At 49.6% G+C, this 18,184-nt stretch carries 17 protein-coding genes; 5 read left to right on the top strand and 12 right to left on the bottom strand.

What is annotated here, in order from left to right; genetic code table 11:
• The 4 genes from HOLDEFILI_RS20010 to HOLDEFILI_RS02705 form a co-directional block, all read right to left on the bottom strand.
• Positions 1 to 282: hypothetical protein (locus tag HOLDEFILI_RS20010; RefSeq protein ID WP_006057858.1), on the bottom strand; the 282-nt coding region annotated here is incomplete at its 3' end.
• A 271-nt stretch (positions 283 to 553) separates the two neighbouring features.
• On the bottom strand, positions 554 to 1,297 hold the full coding sequence (locus HOLDEFILI_RS02715; protein WP_006057857.1) for a carbohydrate deacetylase: 744 nt from the start codon (positions 1,295 to 1,297) through the stop codon (positions 554 to 556).
• Between the two features lies 1 nt (position 1,298).
• Positions 1,299 to 2,102 (bottom strand): PTS system mannose/fructose/sorbose family transporter subunit IID, encoded by an 804-nt coding sequence (locus HOLDEFILI_RS02710; protein ID WP_006057856.1) that lies wholly within the window; start codon positions 2,100 to 2,102, stop codon positions 1,299 to 1,301.
• Positions 2,095 to 2,856, bottom strand: coding sequence for a PTS mannose/fructose/sorbose/N-acetylgalactosamine transporter subunit IIC (locus HOLDEFILI_RS02705; protein WP_006057855.1), 762 nt, complete (start codon positions 2,854 to 2,856; stop codon positions 2,095 to 2,097). The genes HOLDEFILI_RS02710 and HOLDEFILI_RS02705 overlap by 8 nt, the downstream gene beginning before the upstream one ends.
• 300 nt (positions 2,857 to 3,156) lie before the next feature.
• On the opposite strand from HOLDEFILI_RS02705, the gene nagA reads away from it, so the two are divergent.
• The 3 genes from nagA to HOLDEFILI_RS02690 all read left to right on the top strand — a co-directional run bounded on the left by nagA (position 3,157) and on the right by HOLDEFILI_RS02690 (position 6,200).
• Positions 3,157 to 4,311 carry an N-acetylglucosamine-6-phosphate deacetylase gene (gene nagA, locus HOLDEFILI_RS02700; protein ID WP_006057854.1) on the top strand — a complete coding sequence of 385 codons (1,155 nt, stop codon included), beginning with the start codon at positions 3,157 to 3,159 and terminating at the stop codon, positions 4,309 to 4,311.
• Positions 4,308 to 5,399, top strand: coding sequence for an SIS domain-containing protein (locus tag HOLDEFILI_RS02695; protein WP_006057853.1), 1,092 nt, complete (start codon positions 4,308 to 4,310; stop codon positions 5,397 to 5,399). The genes nagA and HOLDEFILI_RS02695 overlap by 4 nt, the downstream gene beginning before the upstream one ends.
• A 72-nt stretch (positions 5,400 to 5,471) precedes the next feature.
• Positions 5,472 to 6,200, top strand: a complete 729-nt coding sequence (locus HOLDEFILI_RS02690) for a GntR family transcriptional regulator (protein ID WP_039863778.1) — start codon at positions 5,472 to 5,474, stop codon at positions 6,198 to 6,200.
• Between the two features lie 69 nt (positions 6,201 to 6,269).
• Here the strand turns inward: HOLDEFILI_RS02690 and HOLDEFILI_RS02685 are convergent, their stop codons facing one another.
• The 8 genes from HOLDEFILI_RS02685 to HOLDEFILI_RS02650 form a co-directional block, all read right to left on the bottom strand.
• Entirely contained in the window at positions 6,270 to 6,500 is a 231-nt protein-coding gene (locus HOLDEFILI_RS02685; RefSeq protein ID WP_006057851.1) for a hypothetical protein, read from the bottom strand.
• 2 nt (positions 6,501 to 6,502) lie between these two features.
• Positions 6,503 to 8,455 carry an aryl-sulfate sulfotransferase gene (locus HOLDEFILI_RS02680; protein ID WP_006057850.1) on the bottom strand — a complete coding sequence of 651 codons (1,953 nt, stop codon included), beginning with the start codon at positions 8,453 to 8,455 and terminating at the stop codon, positions 6,503 to 6,505.
• A 258-nt stretch (positions 8,456 to 8,713) separates the two neighbouring features.
• A complete protein-coding gene (gene gpmI, locus HOLDEFILI_RS02675) occupies positions 8,714 to 10,288 on the bottom strand; it encodes a 2,3-bisphosphoglycerate-independent phosphoglycerate mutase (RefSeq protein ID WP_006057848.1) in 1,575 nt (524 codons plus the stop codon).
• Positions 10,289 to 10,429: 141 nt separating this feature from the next.
• Positions 10,430 to 11,020 (bottom strand): hypothetical protein, encoded by a 591-nt coding sequence (locus tag HOLDEFILI_RS02670; protein ID WP_006057846.1) that lies wholly within the window; start codon positions 11,018 to 11,020, stop codon positions 10,430 to 10,432.
• 87 nt (positions 11,021 to 11,107) lie between these two features.
• Positions 11,108 to 11,530 carry a DUF2000 domain-containing protein gene (locus HOLDEFILI_RS02665; protein WP_006057845.1) on the bottom strand — a complete coding sequence of 141 codons (423 nt, stop codon included), beginning with the start codon at positions 11,528 to 11,530 and terminating at the stop codon, positions 11,108 to 11,110.
• Entirely contained in the window at positions 11,514 to 12,428 is a 915-nt protein-coding gene (locus tag HOLDEFILI_RS02660) for a DMT family transporter (protein ID WP_006057844.1), read from the bottom strand. Before HOLDEFILI_RS02660 ends, HOLDEFILI_RS02665 begins: the two co-directional genes overlap by 17 nt.
• Positions 12,421 to 13,272: an AraC family ligand binding domain-containing protein gene (locus HOLDEFILI_RS02655; RefSeq protein ID WP_006057843.1), complete on the bottom strand. Its 852-nt coding sequence runs from the start codon at positions 13,270 to 13,272 to the stop codon at positions 12,421 to 12,423. Before HOLDEFILI_RS02655 ends, HOLDEFILI_RS02660 begins: the two co-directional genes overlap by 8 nt.
• A 316-nt stretch (positions 13,273 to 13,588) precedes the next feature.
• Positions 13,589 to 14,971 (bottom strand): MATE family efflux transporter, encoded by a 1,383-nt coding sequence (locus HOLDEFILI_RS02650; protein ID WP_006057842.1) that lies wholly within the window; start codon positions 14,969 to 14,971, stop codon positions 13,589 to 13,591.
• Between the two features lie 370 nt (positions 14,972 to 15,341).
• On the opposite strand from HOLDEFILI_RS02650, the gene HOLDEFILI_RS02645 reads away from it, so the two are divergent.
• The gene (locus HOLDEFILI_RS02645; protein ID WP_006057840.1) at positions 15,342 to 16,583 is read left to right on the top strand and encodes a neutral/alkaline non-lysosomal ceramidase N-terminal domain-containing protein; all 1,242 of its coding nucleotides are present in this window, start codon (positions 15,342 to 15,344) and stop codon (positions 16,581 to 16,583) included.
• A gap of 221 nt (positions 16,584 to 16,804) precedes the next feature.
• On the top strand, positions 16,805 to 18,031 hold the full coding sequence (locus HOLDEFILI_RS02640) for a hypothetical protein (RefSeq protein WP_006057838.1): 1,227 nt from the start codon (positions 16,805 to 16,807) through the stop codon (positions 18,029 to 18,031).
• Positions 18,032 to 18,184: the final 153 nt, after the last annotated feature.

The following is an 18,184-nucleotide window of genomic DNA, read 5'->3' as shown; positions in this document are numbered from 1 at the left end:
CTCTACTAACAGATCAAAGCGAATCCCTTTTTCACCTTCATTTGCTTTCACCGGTTCACTCTCCCGGATCTGCAGCCGGACAATCCGAATGCCGAGCAAATCCGATAGAAAAGCGATCAGGATTTTATTGGACAGTTGATCCTCTGAACCAAATGTGTAACGAAAGAGATCGTTACTCCGATAATCCAAAGCCGCTAAGACGGGATGTGTGGGAGCGAACACAAATCTGACTTTTTGAATTTCCTGTTTGGTTAAAGTTCTGAGCCGGTCGATTCTCTGCATAATAGGATACCTCCTATCATTAATATTGCGGAAAATCGAAAAAAGCCCCCTAAAATCATTAAAAAAATTAAAAAATACTTTTTTGAGTTAATTTTACACCCTCATTATAGCTCAAAAGAGTTCGCCAATCAATCTGAAATGGTTATGGCTCAGCTGAATCAAATTTAAAAATTCTTAAACGAAAAAAACTCTCGCTATTCAGGCTAAGCCTAATTCCTATATCAAAAAAAGCAGCCGTTATGTCATAAACACAGACGACTGCTCCTCAGTATTAGAAATGAACTAGTTCAATATTCCGTAACTTCAACTCTTCTTTCAGTTTAGGATCGCAAAGTCCGGCCAGTTCCTGAACCCGCTCTAAACTATAAGAACTTTTTTGATATAGTTCTAAATCGCACCAGCCTGGATGAACCATAAACTCCAATTTTTCTGCATCGGCATGTTCCTCTAACATTTCCACAAAATGCTCAGGCGTCGCTTGTTCACCATGATAGGAGCTCAGCCATAAGTATTCGCAATGACGCCGCATCGGAAGCTGATACTCTTTCGCCAAAGCCAACGTTACAGCCAAAATTTCCTCGGTATTATGTTCCTCGCCAATTCCGCCAACGCGCGCCATTGTCAATGTCTGTCCGTCGTAACAACCCTGATGGCAATCCAAGTGAGTCGGTCGGCGGCCGAACAATTCGATAAATTTTTCAATTTGGGCACGGAATTCAGCTTCCACCTCAGCGGGATCAACATACACTTTATAAAACTGTGTGTTTTTCAGGAAATCACCATGCTGATCCACTAACGTTTTCGCTTTTGTCAACGGCCTTCCGCAAGTCAACGTTAAATGAACCCCAGTTCCGAGTCCCGGAACCGATCGTAGCCGTTGAGCGGCTTGAGCAGCTTGATCCATATTGCACATCACGGTGGTTGATGTAACGATTCCCTTTTCATAACCCTCGATAATTCCCTCACTGACACCTCGGTTATATCCCATATCGTCAGCGTTGACAATGATTTTCATCTTATGGCACCAAAACACCAAGGAAGGAACAGAGAATTGCCAGCGCCATAATCATCAGGATCAGACGCGAAGATTTCATGCCGATTTTACCTAAAACCCAATAACATAAAGCGACTATCAGAACCGCGCCGAACTTCGGCATAATCGCATCAAATAATTTCGTCTGCAGATCAAATTCTGTACCCATGATAGTCAGCGTCCCAAAATTCACCTTTACCAAAGAAGCGACCATGGAGCCGACAACCATAATCCCCAAAACACTGGCAGCCTGTGTAATCTGATTTAGTTTTCCACTCAGAGTTGTAACCAGCTTAATGCCCTGGGTATAACCTAACTGCATCAAATAAGGACGCAATCCAAACATCACGAAGAACAACCAGATTTCCCATAAGATAATTCCAAAATAGCTGCCTTCCAAAGCGGTCGTCACCGCAATAGAGCCAAAGATTGTCGCTAAGACGCTGGTAAACAACGTATCTCCGATACCTGCAAACGGCCCCATTAAACTGGCCTTAATCCCCGCGACAGTCTCAAGACCTTCAGCCCCCATTTCTTCCTCAATCGCGATGTCCATCCCCAGAATAATATTGGTCAGGTTTGGTTCGCAGTTGAAGAACACGCTGTGCGTTTCAAAGGCTTTCTTCCGCCCTTCCGGATCATCTTGATAAAGCTTGTCAATAACCGGAAGCATCGTCGTCATGTAGCCGGCTGTCATCATTTTCTCATAATTCCAGGCTAACGACCGATTCCATGACCAACGATAGGATAATCTGCGGATATCTTTTTTTGTAAACTGCTTACTCATCAATTTCACCTCCAGCATTGGATTTCCCGGTCTTTCCCGCCTGGTAATAAACGGCAATTGCGGCGGCCGCGCCGAACGTCGCCACAGCCAAGGTCGGCATTCCCGCCCATGCCGTTAACGCAAAACCCAGGATTAAAAAATGGAGATTGGAGCGGATTGGCAAATATTTTAATAAGATCGCAAACCCGACAGCCGGGAACATCCCCGCAGCGATGGATAAACCGGAACTGAGCCACGGCGGCATAATCGCATTCAGGGTATCAACAAAGGTTGGCCCTAAGCATAAAGCAACAAAGACAGGGATCATCCGCGATAAGGACCAGCTTAAAACACCTAAATGATTGCTGAAAGCAACTTGCCGGGAATTACCCTGAGCCGCGTATTTATCCGCACGGTGCTGGAAGAAAGTATTTAAGAAGCGGCCAAAAACATCAATCTGAACTGTCAGCGTTGCTACCGGAATACCAATCAAGGCAATCGTTGCCGGTACATCCGCAGCGGATGCGGACAAGGCGACGACGATAATCGCTGTAACCGGATAGTTAGGAATCGAAGCTCCGCCAAACATTCCTAAACCTAAGGCGTAAGATTGGAGCGTGCCTCCGACAAGTAATCCCAATTCTGGTTTTCCAACCACAAGTCCTGTAAAAATTGCCGTCGGGATAATGCCGCTGGGCAGCAGGTTGAACGTCATCTGATCGACCTGAGAGAAGCCTGCCCACAGAGTGAGTAACAAAATCTGTAAGATTGTCATAAGTCTACCCCTTTCATTATGTGGAAAGTATCTTGTCGAAATACTGAACTGCCGCGGTCCTCCTTTCTACATTCTGATAACCGACTTGTATGATGAAGTGTTATTCATTCAGAAATGATTACCTTTCCTTACTTCATCGGGTTGTTATGATTTCATTATAAATAAAATCCGCAGTTATGCAATACATATTTTTAAACTTGTATATATTTTTATTCCAATTTGAACGTTCATGGTATATAATTTAATCAACAACAAAGTAGTCAGGTGCTGATCACGAATCAGCGGAAAGGAGAATCGCTAATGGTCTTTATCAGCAGTCAACGTGTCTGGATCCACGAACAATTTATTCCCGCTACCTTAAAACTGGAAAATGGGAAAATCACCGAAATTCACAAAGGTATCCTGAAGAATTCCCAATCCTATGGCCACGCCCGGATTATCCCGGGCTTGATCGACGTGCATACCCATGGCTATGCGGGCGGCGACGCCTCCGACGGAGATCCCGAAACCATTCGGATCTGGCAGAAGTATTTACCGCAGGAAGGTGTTACTTCTTTTTTACCGGGCACCGTGACGCGTTCGGAACCCAGGATTCTTCAGGCACTTCAAGCTATCCGCTCCGTCATGGAAGATAAAAATGAGAACGGCGCACATATTCCTGGAATTTTCCTGCAAGGTCCCTACACTTCTCACGAATATCCCGGCGCTTATGATAAGTATTTAATTCAAAAGCCAGATATCGCGCAATTTAAGCGTTTCATGGAAGCTTCCGGCGGACATATCATCCGCGTTGGCATTGCTGTGGAAAAAGATGATCAGCATCAGCTTTTAAAGCACTGCGCCGCTTCCGGATTGGAAGTTGCAGTGGGTTTCTCCGGCGTCAGTTATGAGGAAATGATGCAGGCGGTTGAGGATGGCGCAACCTCTGTCGTTCATTGTTTCAACAGTATGAATCCGCTTCATCACCGAAAGCCAGGACTGCCGGGGGCTGCGTTATCCTGTGACGATCTATACTCTGAGGTCATCGCCGACGGCATTCACGTTCATCCTTCCGTTATCAATATTATCGGCAAGTGCAAAGGCAAAGACCGTCTGGTTGTCATTACCGATTCTTCCCGTTATAAAGGATTAAAGCCAGGTTATTATGAATCGGTCGACCGCAAGGTCACCATTGGCGAAGATGGCGTCGGCCGGCTCCCTGACGGCCGGCTTGCGGGATCCTGTATAACGATGATCCAGTCCGTCCGTAATCTTCAAACCTTAGGGCGCCTTGATGAAGTCTGCGCCATCAACGCAGCGACGATCAATCCGGCGCGTATGTTGAAACTTGACGATCATTTAGGTTTGATTGAAACTGGATATCAGGCAGATCTTACGATTTATAATGATGACTATCAGATTCTTCAAACGTTTGTTTCCGGTATCCCGATGTTGAAACAGGAGGAAACACGATGACTGAGATCACGATGTATGATTATATTCTGGAAGAAAAAGACGTATTATTGAATATTCTTCAGAAACGAAAAACGATCACCCGTCCATTCTGTACTCTGCTCCAGGAAAAGAATGTTGATGAGCTTGTTCTGTGCGGTTCAGGAACCTCTTATCACGCAGCGTTGGCCGCCCGGCGAATAATGGAAAATCTGCTTCAAATCCGAGTTCGCGCTGAATTGCCTTCTTTATTCACAACCCAGCAGAAAATCTATTCAAAAAATACGTTAGTACTGGGAATTTCCCAAGGTGGAAACAGTTACTCTACCGCGGATGCCCTGGAAAAAGCGAAGACGCATCAATGCATGACCGCCGGTTTAAGTGAAAATTCAAAAAGCTTGATTTTCCGATTATCCGACGTTCATCTGCTTATGGAATGCGGCGCGGAACTGAGCATTGCCAAAACCAAGGGATACACCGCCACCGTCCTCATTTTGTGGCTGCTTGGAATCGAAGGTGCTTTGTGTTTGAAACGAATCAGCGATTCAGAAGCTGAGGATCTGATTCAACGGCTGAACACTGTAATTACTAATTATGACGCGATCATCCCTGCGGCGACTCGCTGGGTGGACGCAATCCAAGAAGAATTAATCGAAGGCCGGAGAATCCTGGTGTTAGGCTATGGCAATAACTATGCCAATGTGCTGGAAGGCTCGCTGAAAATGTTGGAAACTCTCCGTTTCGGCATCGTTGGTTATGAGCTGGAAGAATTCTGTCACGGTATCTACAATTCAATCCAAAATGATACCCGACTCCTTTATCTTGCTAGTCCGGATCCCTATGAAAAAGATCGACTGATTAAAATCCATTCTGTGATCAAGGAAACGACCAATCATCAATATATCATCGGCGGGAAGCTTCCGCCTTCAATCACGACAAACAAAGATTGTTTATTACCGATGACTGACGATCCGGACTTCCATGTTTTAGAGTACATTCTGCCGCTGCAGATCATTTCATCGCGGATTCCCTACAAGCTGGGCATCAATCCTTTCCTTGCCGCAGATCCGCAGTTCCATAAAAAAGCGGGAAGCAAGCTAGTTACTTCGTAATTCCATCTGAAGAAATACGAATTCTTGGATATTTATGGTAAAATGATTTCGAATAGAGAGTTGAGGAACACCATGGCAAAGAAACAGCTTCAATATCAGAAGATTGAAGAGTATATCATTAAACAAATCAAACACGGAAAAGTTCATCGCGGAGATAAGCTTCCTTCTGAAAACGAGCTGTGCGCGCAGTTTAACGTCAGCCGTATGACTGTAAATAAAGCGCTGACTCACCTTTCTGATCAGGAATACATCGAACGGATTCCAGGCAAGGGCAGTTTTGTACGCGGGCCGAGAATCGAGCGGAAAATACCGGAAATGCTTTCCTTTTCCGAAGAACACCGGCGCGCTGGAATTAAAACAGAAGCTAAACTGCTTCAGTATTCTGTCATCTGCGCGAAAGAAGTTCCGGAAATCATGGAGAAGCTCGGCCTCAAAGAGAATGATTTTATCCATTATTTTATCAGACTGCGCTTAGGTGATGGAAAGCCGATGGCCGTCAGTTATAATTACATTTCTGTTGTCAAAGTGCCATATTTAGACATTACTTATCTGGAAAAGTCACTGTATCAGTATTTAGAAGAAAAATTGAATTTACAGCTGGCTTACAATGATACGACCATCAGCGTCGTCATGCCGAGTAAGGAAATCCAAAAGGCATTAGAAATGAGCGAGAAACGGGACGTCGTCCTCAGTACGCATATTTCGTATCTTACTGACAATACGCCGTTTGAATACACGGAAACTTATTACCACGCAGATCAATATTCATTCCGTTACCAATGTTATCGTCAGGAGAAATAAAAAAGGCATAAAAAATCGGGAACTCCTTCATTCCCGATTTTTTTATACCATCAATGAAAATCGTACAATTCAGAAAGGAAGTTCATCTTCCTCATCCCCGCCGAATTTTTCAAAGTACAACGACCGGATCCAATCCTTCACTGGAAGCTTCCAGGATTGTGACGGCGCAGGAATATTCTTGATTAAGCTTTTCGGCGTCATCCCCAATTGTTTAGCCATCTCAATCTCTTTTACACTTAACCGGCAGCGGCGTTTAGCTTCTGCCCAGGCTGCCTGTTTCTGTTTTTCTTTCTGTCCCATCGTCAGTTCCGATAGATCTGACGCGCGTCGATCAGCTGCTTATTGAACCGGTAGTACACATGCCATGTTCCGTCCAGCCCTTCCGCGCTGACCGTCTGGATTAACGTTGCGACGTCCGGCGATTTCGGCTGGTTGAAAACCGCCACGCACATCCCCGGCTGCGTATCCGTCTGAACCGGATAAATCCGCACTTCCTCCTGCTTCGCCAGAATGAGGTCGAGGTTATCATGCTTGTTTAACGTTGCCGTGACCATCAAGCGATCCTGTTCCTGCGTTAACGTCAGTTTCGCAGCCAGTTCCCCGTCAATCGGCTGAGCTTCGCTGAATTTCAGCTTGGACTCCAGATCGTCTTCCGTTTGATATGCCGTAACGCCCAGACTCCCCAATAACCTTCCGGATTCCAACGGTGTCATCGTCGTCTTGGAAACATCGATCATCTCAGCCCGGTAAATATTCGCCGGGATTTTAATTTCAAACTGTTCCTGACTCCCTTCGATCAGGGTCACATAGGCTTCCATCTGATCATAAGTCGTCAGTGATCCCGGCATGTTATTAATCTTGCCGTCCAGCCAGGAAATTCCGCCTGAAGTCACCAGCCACTGGTCATTTCCCAGGAAATCAACGTCGCTGATATACGGGGAATAATAAGCGTACCCCCGCTCTTTGCCATATTCCTTGACCTGCCGGATTGTCCTGGCCTCTAAATCGACTTCATAAACAACCAGGCGGGAATAATTATCTTCTGCCGCTACGGCGTTCTCTTCGGTCTTCGACCGGTACATTCCATTATCAAACATCATGATATGCCGATCGTCCAGCCAGGTTGCGGCATGCTGAGCCCACTGCCATTCGAAATTCTCACCCGTCGGCGTCAGAAAATATTGCTGCATTTCTTCCGGCCAGCCGTCCGGCGAACCGATGATGGCGATCAGTTCCTGTGTATCGTAGTCGATCACCGCCACAGCGTCCTGATGCCGCCCGGAAACCGTCAGCGTGTTCTGCGCCGGATTATAATCGACGCTGTTGTTGTGGAACCAATCCTTAGCCGTCCAGTTCAAGCTCTTCCCCTGATCCTGCGGCAGGATCGTTTTCAGATCAAAGGACTTCACGATGGTCCCAGTTTGCCGGTCCACCTCCACGATCACATCCTCCACAGTCGATCCGCTGAAGTCATCGGAAGCGATCAGGAAATTCCCATTGGGCAGCTGATCGAGATCATGATGATATCCGCCCGGCACACTGTATTCCGCGTCGATATGACCCAGTAAATCCATCGTCAGAAATCCCGTCGTGTAGTAGGGACTGTCCAGCAGCCGGTTCGTGCTCAGCGTGATCCGCCCGTCTTCCAGTAAATTCAAATCCCATAACATCATCACATTCAAAATCCAGCGGATTTCGCCCTGACTGTCATAGCCCGTGGCATAGCCGGTGCTGGAAGGTGTTGTGAAGATCAGCTGATTCGGCTGCGGATTCTGATGTTCGATTGTGACCTCGGCCATAAACGCGTTCTCTGGCAGAGCCTGACCTTCAATCTCCAGCTCTTTCACCATATCATCGACAATCAGCTGAACCGTGGTTTTCTGTTCCGGATACAATCCGATGATCGGCAAGCAATGCGAGGTTGATGGTTCATAAGTCCAGGTCAGGTCCGTCTGCGGCTGTTTGCCTTTGACAATGACCGTGACCGGTTCCGCGGTTTCAGTGTCGAATTGAATCAAAGCGCTCAGCGGACTTAAGCCATACGGATTGACAATCACGACGGGATTATCCAGCGTTCCGCCCGTTGCTTGGGCCGCAATCTGTTCAGTCTGTTTGTTCTGCGTTTCCAACAACGTTTCCTGATAAGCAACGGCTGTTTTTCCATCTTCGCTGAATGTCCGTTGTTCAACCGCGGTTGTGCAGCCGGCGCTCGCCAACAGGCCGCAGGCCAGGATGATCAATAATCTTTTTCGCATAATTCTCCTCCTTTTTGATAAATGTCTCAGGGAATGGGAATCTGATTTTCTTAACCCGAATCAAGTTTCGAATTGAATCCGCAGCCTTCCCGTCTGCCCGACAGTACTGACCGGTACTGAAACTTCCAGGCCGCCGCAAATTCTCAAATTCAGTTTATTGCGGAATGCCGCGGTTTCCGGCATCGTCGCGGGTAAAGAAAACCTCTGAGTTAATGATACCACAACTCAGAGGGATTGTTTGTTCTGCGGAATACTTTTTTACTTCTTTGCCAACATGCTTTCGTTCCAGCCTTCTGGAACTTCCAGGCCCATCAGCTCGACGGCCGTCGCCGCGACATTGCTTAAACCGAAATCGCCGTCTTTTAATTCAATGTCCGCCCCGCGGATGATGAATGGAACCGGATTGAGCGTATGCGAAGTTTTCGGTTTCGCCTTGTCTTCCGGATTCTTCTTCTTTTCTTCCATCTCGTCGGCATTGCCATGGTCGGCTGTGACAATCATGATCGCTCCCGCTTTATCGCAGGCATCCATCAGACGCTTCAGGCACAGATCGACGGTTTCCATACCGATGATCGTCGCTTCATAGTTGCCCGTATGCCCTACCATGTCGCCGTTCGGATAATTGACGCGGTAGAAGTCATAGTCTCCGGATTCAATCGCTTTGATCAGTTCATCACTGATTTCCGCGCCCTTCATCCAAGGCCGCTGCTCAAATGGAACGACGTCAGAAGGAATTTCAACCCAGGTTTCCAGCTTTTCATCAAATTTCTCAGAACGGTTGCCGTTCCAGAAATAAGTGACATGACCGAATTTCTGCGTTTCCGAGATCGCGTAGGAACGGATACCCTTCTTCACCAGATATTCGGATAACGTGTTGGTGATGTGCGGCGGCGTCACCAGGAATTTTTCCGGGATGTGCAAGTCGCCGTCATACTGAAGCATACCCGCGTAAACCACCTTCGGGAAGCGGACGCGGTCAAACGCGTCGAAGTTCGCCATTTCAAATGCCTTGGAGATTTCGATCGCGCGGTCGCCGCGGAAGTTAAACAGGATTACGCTGTCGCCGTCTTCGATCGTTCCCAGCGGCTGTCCGTTTTCAGCGATGACAAAGCCCGGCAGATCCTGATCTGAGCAGTGCAGCTCGTCGCGATAGGTTTCAATCGCTTCCTTCGTGGAAGCAAACTGACGGCCTTCGCCCAGGACATGGATATGCCAGCCCTTTTCCACCATATTCCAGTTGGCTTCGTAACGGTCCATCGTAATGACCATCCGTCCGCCGCCGCTGGCAATCTTTGCATCAAAGGTGCCGTCGCTCAGCTCGGCCAACAGATTTTCAATTTCTTCCACATAGATCAGCGCCGAAGTTTCCGGAACATCGCGGCCGTCCAGCAGGACGTGCAGGCGAACCCGTTCCACGCCTTCCTTTTTCGCTTCGCGGATCATCGCTTCCAGATGCTTGATGTGGGAATGAACATTGCCGTCCGACAACAGACCTAAGAAATGCAGCGTGTGACCCTTGGCGTTGGCGATCAGTTCCTTCCAGGTATCCGAAGTATAAATCGCGCCGGTTTCAATCGACTCGTTGACCAGTTTTGCGCCCTGGCTGTAAATCTGGCCGCAGCCTAACGCATTATGACCGACTTCGGAGTTTCCCATATCAGCGTCGCTCGGCAGACCGACCGCGGTTCCGTGCGCTTTGATTTTCGTATTTGGGCAGGTTGCCATCAACGCGTCCAGATTCGGAGTGTAGGCATGCTTGACCGCATTGCCGTTGTCCTTATCGGTTAATCCGACGCCGTCCATGACAACAAGAACTAAAGGTTTTCTATTCATGATATATCCTCCTGTTTTCACATCAATAATATACCACGAAGCGGGCTTAAAAGCATTAAAATGTCTTGTGATTCTCTGGATTATTTCAACGATCCGAGTTACAGCTGAAAAGAAATTGATCAGGAAAAAGGCAAGACCCGGTTATTCCCCGGCGCCTTGCCAATAGCCCCATTTCTGATCCTGACAAAAGGCGAGCTTGTTCTCGCTCAACAAGCCGATCGCTTCGCAGACTTCCGATTCCCAGCGGCCGTCGCTTGTCCGCAGCGTCATTTCTTTTGCCTGCAGTCTTTGCCTGTCCACAGTCTGCGCCTGCTTGAACACATTCTTCTCGATCAAGGAAAGGCCCGGTGCTTCCGCAAGCGTCTGACCGCCGGCCGTCAGCTTCACCGGCGTCACCCCATCGCTGATGCCCAGAAGACTGGAATCCTGATTTTCCCGCAGGATTCGCTCCGTTTCATCGGGTCTTGACAGCGTAGGGGTCTGTTCGTTTCCTTCCCACTCGATGAACACCAGTCCGCCCTGTTCATCGGCTTCAAGCTGAAACGCATGATTTTCCTCTCCGATCACATAACGGTAGAACACTTCTCCGCCTGCGTAATCCACGGTAAAATTCACCGCGCCCTCAAGCACCTTCCTTGGGTTTCCTTCCAGATCATAGAGTACCAGGCGCGGGGTCTGGGTTCCGCCACCTTCCGCGCGCACCAGCCATTTTTCTTCTACCGGCCAGGTCACGCTGTTTTCCAGCGGCGGCAGAATCGCTTCCCCTTGATTATTTAAGACTTCCTGAGTCCACGTCGTTTCCCCCTGACAAAACAGGGTTCAGCGCAGCAGCGGCAGATCGCCGGTCAGCTTGTTTACCCGCTTCTTCGGCCCATAAATGCCGATGCCAAAGTACGTGATTTCTTCTTCGGTCACCGCGGCGGCCTTTTCAATGTATTCCGGATAGTTCTTGCAGCTTTGCGCGACGTCAGAGAAATCAACGACGATCAGGTCGGAGAACTCCGGCTGATACAGCTGTTCCCGGATGGTTTTCAGCTTCTCCTTGGATACGCTGAGAATGGGAACCGGGATCGCGACGACGCCCAGATGGGAATTTCCGCTTTGATCGACAACATCCTCGCCGACGATCTGCGGCGCCAGCTTGCCTAAGGTGACGCCTAAAATTCCGGCGGTGTTCGCGATTAAGCCCAAGGGCAATTCGGCGTTGATCACCATGACGCATTTTTCATTCGAGTGTTCCATATTGTTCTTTCTGCTCCTTTTCTTGATTTGTTTTCTGCGACAGCACCAGGCCGCCTAACGTTAAAGCCAGCCCCAGAATCACCTTCGGCGTCAGCGGTTCATGGAGAACCAGCGCGGAAGCGACCGCGGTGATCACAGGGACGATATAAATGGTAACGCTGGTCTTCACCGAACCCAAAATTCCGACGGCCAGATTCCAGGTGACAAAGCACAGCGCGGAGGCCCCCAATCCTAAAAAGACTAAATTGAACAGGATTTCCGGCCGCAGGATCGTCGGAAGTGAAACTGAGAATTGCGTGAACGTCAGCGGAAGCATGAAGAGTAAGCCATAAAAAAAGGTTCTCCGCGTCGCTAAGAGCACGTTATAGCCCAGCTCGGAAATCCGCCGGCTTAGCAAACAATAGACTGCCCAGATCATCGCGGCCAGCACTGCCAACCCGTCGCCGACAGGATGAATCTCAACCGCTTCCTGATTGAAGCTGATCAGCATAATGCCTGCCATAGCGATCAGAAACCCTGCAAAAAAGCGCAGACCTGGCCGTTTCTCTTTCAGGAAAACCGCGCTGAACAGGACGGTAAAGAAAGGGGCGATGGAGATGATTACCCCGACGTTCGACGCCCGGGTTGCGCTCAGCGCCAAATTTTCAAATCCATAATATAAGGTAACGCCGCACAGTCCGGCCAATGCGAATAAGCCTTCCTGCCGCCGGTCGGTCAACCGCAGCCTTCGCGGAGCGGCCAGCCACAAAGCCAGATAGCCCAGGCTAAACCGCAGAAACAGAATTTCCACCGGAGACAGCGTATCCAACAGAACCTTGGTGGAAATGAACGTCGTCCCCCAGATCAGAATCGTGACCAGCGTCGCGGCCTGGCCGATCCGCTGCCGGTCGTTATTCATGATCCGGATTCGCGCTTTCCTGCGGCTGGGTAAAAATCCGCTGATACTGCTTCGGCGTCAGACCGATAAAGTCTTTAAAGTAATTGGTGAAATGACTCTGATCCGCAAAGCCGGTCATAGCCGCCGCTTCAATCGGCGCAATTCCCTGTTCCAGCAGCTTCTTGGCCCGATCGATCCGGATCGTCTGTAAGTAACGGTAAGGCGACACGCCGATCTGCTGGGTAAAACAACGCAGCAGATACGACTTGCCAAACCCGGCCCGCCCGGCCAACTCTTCGAGCGTGATATTCTCTGCGTAATGGTCCTCTATATATTGACACAACGCCTGAATCTGCGGGTTGGGCTGCGGAGCGGGACATTGATCAAAATCTACTGCATATTCCTGGAGCACCTGTTCGATCAGAAAATAAAAAGCTTCGGCTTTTTTCAGCTTCGGCGCCCCGCTTAAGATTGCATCATACACATCTGCGATCAAGGATGCGATTTCGCTTTGCGGCACAACGTTCTGCGTAAACCGCGGCAGCTGATCCCGCCCGGTAATTTCCCTGACGGCTTTGCGCATAACATCCGGGTTGATATTCACCGCCCGGTAATCCAGAATCTCACCGTTGATCGGAGCGCAATAGTGATTATCCCGCGGATTGAATAAAATCAGATCCCCGGCGCTCACGTCATATTCCTCGCCCCGGCACCACAGATGCCGTTTTCCCCCTTCGATAAAACCCAGGACATAAAATTCATGAAAATGGTTTGGAAACTTCTGAACAATTCCACCCAGATTGTACGCTTCAATTTCCAAATCGCGGTCATAGTAAACATGCCGCTGTTCCTGTGTCGATGGCATGAACTTCCCCCTTTTTCTTCTGGTTTTTATTGTACGCTGTTTTCCTCCTTTTTTCTTGTAGGATCTGACACTTGCCGGCAGGAAAACTTTAGATTGACACCTCTCACGCCATGAGCCCTTCGCCGGCAATGGAAAGCCATCGAAAAAAAGCGGGCTGTTTTGTTACAGACCGCGCTTTCCCCATTTTTCTCTGATTTTCCTTTTACTTCTAGAATTCTTCTTCGATTCCTTTGCCTGTCAAGTCAGTCGGAACCGGGATCGGTTTAGAAAGGGAGGTTCGTTCGCCGATCCCGAATTGACCGCTTGATCGTTCCCTTCAGGAACCGGATGTCAGCAGTTTCCGGGTTTTCCACTTCCCGCTGCAGTAATAGCCGATACAGATCAGACATGGAAGTATCCGCGAACAGGCGACGCCCCACCACAAGCCCTGATAGCCCATCTGGAAGAGATTGACAAAGATCAGGCTGAGACCGATCTTGCAGACAACGCCGTCCAGGATACCGATCGCAAATCCCAGTTCGACGAAACCGCAGCCAGTGACCATGGCCTGGAAGGCACCGATCACCGCGGAGACGAAGAAGTGCAGGATGAAGATGCGTAAGAAGGTAACGCCGAGATCCAGAACCAGCGGATCCTTAGTAAACAGACCGAAGATCACCTTTGGACAGAACAGGCATAACAGACTGGTCACCGTCGCGCAGACTAACGTGCATCCCAGCGTATAGATCGTTGTTTTGCCGGCCCGTTCAATCTTCCGCGCCCCCAGATTCTGCCCCACCATTGAAGCGGATGCGGTATCGACGCCCTGAACGAAGACTTCCAGGAACTTCTGCAGCTTGTTGCCGATGGAGTTGGTGCTGGATACGATGACGCCGTAGGAATTGGCCGTCGAATTAACCCACAACATGGAGAACCGAACTAATAAGCTGCGCACCACCTGCGGAATTCCCAGCTTAATAATAATTTTCATGACTTCGCCATCCAGCTTAAAATAGGACAACTTGGCTTCAAAGTCAAACTTTTCACGGTTTCTGAGCATGAAAATAAACGCCGCGCCGAACGATCCGATCTGCGCCAGCACCGTGGCGATCGCCGTCCCGGCTGCTTCCATGTGGAAGCCTGCCACAAGCACCAGATCCAGCACGATGTTGATCGCCGCCGCCACAAGAATAAAGATCAGCGGACGCTTGGATTCGCCCATCCCCCGCAGGATTCCGCAGACAGCGTAATAACCGAAGATAAACGGAAATCCGATCGCCGTGATCACCATGTAAGCACTCGCCTGATCCATCGCCTCTTTCGGACAGTTGATCAGATTCAGAATCGGCGTATGAAAGAAAATCGCCGCGAGTGCCAGCACGATTGAAATGAGTATCATAAAGCTTAACAACGTGCCGACCGTTTTCTTGATCTTCCCCTCTTCCCGTGCGCCGTACAGCTGGGATATATAAATCTGCCCTGCGGTGGAAAAGCCCATCGCAATCGGTGCGACCAGGTCGGCGATCTCACCGCCGGTATTGACACCGATTGTTCCCAGGGTGCCGACATACTGGCCGATAACCGCCAGATCGACCATCGAATACAGCTGCTGGACCAGATTGGTCAGCACGATCGGAATCGCAAAAATCACCAGGCAGCGCAGAATGGAACCTTCCGTCAGGTTCATTCCGACTCGGTCTTTTTTTATCGTTTGGGTCATGAATGAAACACCTCCAATGAACACGCTTATTTTAACAAGGAACCGCTCAGCTAAAATTTCAATAAGTAATCCATCATTACCATGAAATTAGAAATTTTACATATCCATTAAAAAGCAGAATACAGGCAGAGTTCATCCTTGCGTTCATCGTTAGCACAGAGCCGCGGCTTCCCCTGCACCCCGAAGGATTGGCTGGAAACAGGCTCTTTTCTTGGATCACGGACTCCGCTGGCGATCAAAACCATCGCTCCAGGTCCGCAAGCTTCCGGAAGTAAAGTGTATTTCATCCCTTTTTTAAAATGCTTATAATTTGGATAACCAACAGGAACAGTGATTCTTCTGTTCCGCCTGTATTGAAGGAGGAAAAGAAATGCAGATCAGCACCAGCCGCACCCGGATCACACCGGAAGGTCCGTTTTTTCCATGTTATCTTCTTGGTCATGCGATCCGGACCGAAAAAGCCCTCGGCGTCGCGGACGAGCTCTGGGCCAGTGCGCTTGTTTTAAAGATTGAAGAAACGACTTTAATCTGGGTATCCGTCGACCTGGCCGGCTTCAACAAGAGGGAAAGCGACCAGCTCCGCAGCGAGCTTTCCGACCGGTATTCGATCGCGAAGGAAGCCGTCACGATCAGCTTCACCCACACCCATTCCGGACCGGAATATGATTCGGTTTCCCCGTTTTTCGGAACGGAAAAAGCCGCGGTTCCCGGTTATATGGATTTCGTTCATGCCCAGATTCTGAAAGCTGTCGAGAAATGCTTCGAAAACGGGTTTGAGGAAGTCCAGGCTTACGCCTCCACCCTTCAGATTGAAGGGTGTTACGGCAACCGCAACGGCAAGGACAAACCGGCGGATAAAAGCCTGACGACCATTGAGTTCCGATCTGGCGAACGGATTGTCGGCGGAATCCTCCATTTCACCTGTCATCCAACGGTGCTGGGACCACAGAATTTATTCGTCAGCGGCGATTTAGCCGGCTATTTATCCCGTGCCCTGCAGCAGCGCTGGGGCGTGTATCCTCTGGTCATGCAGGGCGCAGCCGGCGATATGTCCAACCGGTTATACCGCCAGGGCAACGATTTCCATGAATTGCAGCGGATCGGTGATGCAATCATGGCGCAATGGGACGCCCATCCGGAGCGAACACCGCTGAACCTCGCGCCGGCAACGATGCGAACCGGTCGATTCCAACGCACGTTCAGAAAAGATCCGCAGAAACAGAAAGCTTTATTAGCGGAAGTGGAAAAAAGAATTGCCGAAGCGAAGACTTTCGATGAAAAGAAAGTCTATACCTCCAGTCTGGCGGTGCTCCGCCTTCAGTCAGAGCAAGCGGAAACAAAGTTGGATCTGGAATATACGTTATATAAAATGAACGATTTGTTTATCCTGACGATCCCGGCCGAGCTGTTTTCCCGCTTCGGCTTGGAAATTAAACAGGCGATGTCCGCTGTGTGTCCGATTGTCTGGGGATATTCCAATTATTCCGTCGGTTATCTGGTCGACCGGGAAGAATACGGCCGGTCGTTTGAAAGCGCCGCAAGCTCCATTCCGGAAGGCACGACGGAACAGATTGTCGCTGAAATTCTTGACGCTGTTCGCACACTGCGTTGATCCCCGCCGGACTTATCTAACGCTTACAAATCATACGATTCCGCAAACCCGCGATGCGTGCAAGGTCAGCGATCATCCTACGATCACTATCCAGAATGAGAAGTTCGCCAGTGGTAAAGAACTGCTTGCCGGACGGACTCACGCTTGACCGGCAATGTCATCATCCGCGATTCAATCAAAAATAGCTGCGGTTATCCCGTTAGCTCAAGGAGGAAATATTCATGTTAGAAGTCGCAAAAAGCTCCCGCATTATCACCCCGTCCGGTTCCGTTCCGATTGCCGGTCATGCGATGCGGACCGAAAGTTCCACCGGCGTCCACGACGAATTAGAGGTCCATGTTCTGCTTCTCAATCTCGAGGGGATAAAATGTTGCTTCATCAATGCCGACGTGATCGGCGCCGGTTTTGATTTTGTCCGCCGGGTGAAAACGACGGTGCATGAATTATTGGACATTGACCCGGCGCTGGTCATCTTCAGCGTCACGCATACTCATACCGGTCCTTATTTCGGACTCTCCGCGATGACGGGAACCCAAACCGAAGCGGAATCTCAATATGAAGACGAAGTGCTGGACAAAACGATCGAAGCGGTGCTGGATGCGGCAAAACAATGGACGCCCTTTACCGACGTCATCGTGCGCCAGGGCGAAGTCAAAGGGTTCTACGGCAACCGCAACGGTCTGGATAAACCTGGCGATGAGGTCATCACCGATCTGGAATTCCGTGATCAAACCGGCAAGCCTGTCGCGGCCTTCGTCAACATGTCGTGTCACTCCACGATTATGAATCCACTGGAAACCCGGCTGAGCGCCGATATGCTGGGGAACGTCCGGCGGGAATTAACGCCGTATCTGGGCGTTGTTCCGCTTATGAGCAACGGCAATGCGGGTGATTTGTCCAACCGGCTGTACCGCCATGGCAACGATTTTAACGAACTGAAGCGCGTGACCTCCGGAATCGCAGCGCATATCGCCGGATTCCGCGACGGCGCAGCCCTCTGCCTGACGCCGGTCCGCCATCGTGAAGTCGCTTTTGAAGTGGATTATGACAATGATAAAGCTGCGCTGGCACAAGCCTTGGCAAAGCTTGAGCAGCAGCTTTCCGTCGTCACGGAATTTGATGACCGCAAATGGCTGCTTTCGGAAATTTCCGGCTATCAGCGCAAGCTGGCTCAGGATCATGTCCACGTCTGCCTCAACAGTACAATTCTGCGGTTAGGCGATCTGGAGCTGGTCGTCGTTCCCTGCGAGCTGGCCAGTGCCTTCGGCCGTCAGATCAAGCGCAGTTCCAACGCCAAGCTCTGCTTAGTCTGGGGTTATGCCAATGGATGCAGCACCTATGTCGTCGAAGCGAGCGAGTTCAACGGCGGCCACGACGGCATCTCCACCCGGCTTCTGCGCGGACAGGCCGAGGAATATGTCGCCAAATTGATCCAGAATCTGTTCTGAGTTCTTCACCCGTTCAAATCATGCCTATTCCGCAAGCCTTCCTTAAGATGGTTTGCGGAATTTTTTATTCTTACCGGTTCTGTTTTCCGTTAAGCAGCCGCCACGCCCGCCGTTCATTCTTCCTATCGCCGATCGGTTCAATTGATTAAATAA

It is taken from the genome of Holdemania filiformis DSM 12042 (assembly GCF_000157995.1).
GTDB classification, from domain to species: domain Bacteria; phylum Bacillota_I; class Bacilli_A; order Erysipelotrichales; family Erysipelotrichaceae; genus Holdemania; species Holdemania filiformis.
The sequence above is the reverse complement of the archived record's forward strand: the minus strand, read 5'-3'. Positions and strand labels throughout refer to the sequence as shown.

What these genes read in the sequence shown, in the direction of transcription:
- HOLDEFILI_RS02715 (WP_006057857.1), bottom strand. Translation starts at nt 1,297, where the DNA reads ATGAAAATCATTGTCAACGCTGACGATATGGGATATAACCGAGGTGTC.
- HOLDEFILI_RS02710 (WP_006057856.1), bottom strand. Translation starts at nt 2,102, where the DNA reads ATGAGTAAGCAGTTTACAAAAAAAGATATCCGCAGATTATCCTATCGT.
- HOLDEFILI_RS02705 (WP_006057855.1), bottom strand. Translation starts at nt 2,856, where the DNA reads ATGACAATCTTACAGATTTTGTTACTCACTCTGTGGGCAGGCTTCTCT.
- nagA (WP_006057854.1), top strand. Translation starts at nt 3,157, where the DNA reads ATGGTCTTTATCAGCAGTCAACGTGTCTGGATCCACGAACAATTTATT.
- HOLDEFILI_RS02695 (WP_006057853.1), top strand. Translation starts at nt 4,308, where the DNA reads ATGACTGAGATCACGATGTATGATTATATTCTGGAAGAAAAAGACGTA.
- HOLDEFILI_RS02690 (WP_039863778.1), top strand. Translation starts at nt 5,472, where the DNA reads ATGGCAAAGAAACAGCTTCAATATCAGAAGATTGAAGAGTATATCATT.
- HOLDEFILI_RS02685 (WP_006057851.1), bottom strand. Translation starts at nt 6,500, where the DNA reads ATGGGACAGAAAGAAAAACAGAAACAGGCAGCCTGGGCAGAAGCTAAA.
- HOLDEFILI_RS02680 (WP_006057850.1), bottom strand. Translation starts at nt 8,455, where the DNA reads ATGCGAAAAAGATTATTGATCATCCTGGCCTGCGGCCTGTTGGCGAGC.
- gpmI (WP_006057848.1), bottom strand. Translation starts at nt 10,288, where the DNA reads ATGAATAGAAAACCTTTAGTTCTTGTTGTCATGGACGGCGTCGGATTA.
- HOLDEFILI_RS02665 (WP_006057845.1), bottom strand. Translation starts at nt 11,530, where the DNA reads ATGGAACACTCGAATGAAAAATGCGTCATGGTGATCAACGCCGAATTG.
- HOLDEFILI_RS02660 (WP_006057844.1), bottom strand. Translation starts at nt 12,428, where the DNA reads ATGAATAACGACCGGCAGCGGATCGGCCAGGCCGCGACGCTGGTCACG.
- HOLDEFILI_RS02655 (WP_006057843.1), bottom strand. Translation starts at nt 13,272, where the DNA reads ATGCCATCGACACAGGAACAGCGGCATGTTTACTATGACCGCGATTTG.
- HOLDEFILI_RS02650 (WP_006057842.1), bottom strand. Translation starts at nt 14,971, where the DNA reads ATGACCCAAACGATAAAAAAAGACCGAGTCGGAATGAACCTGACGGAA.
- HOLDEFILI_RS02645 (WP_006057840.1), top strand. Translation starts at nt 15,342, where the DNA reads ATGCAGATCAGCACCAGCCGCACCCGGATCACACCGGAAGGTCCGTTT.
- HOLDEFILI_RS02640 (WP_006057838.1), top strand. Translation starts at nt 16,805, where the DNA reads ATGTTAGAAGTCGCAAAAAGCTCCCGCATTATCACCCCGTCCGGTTCC.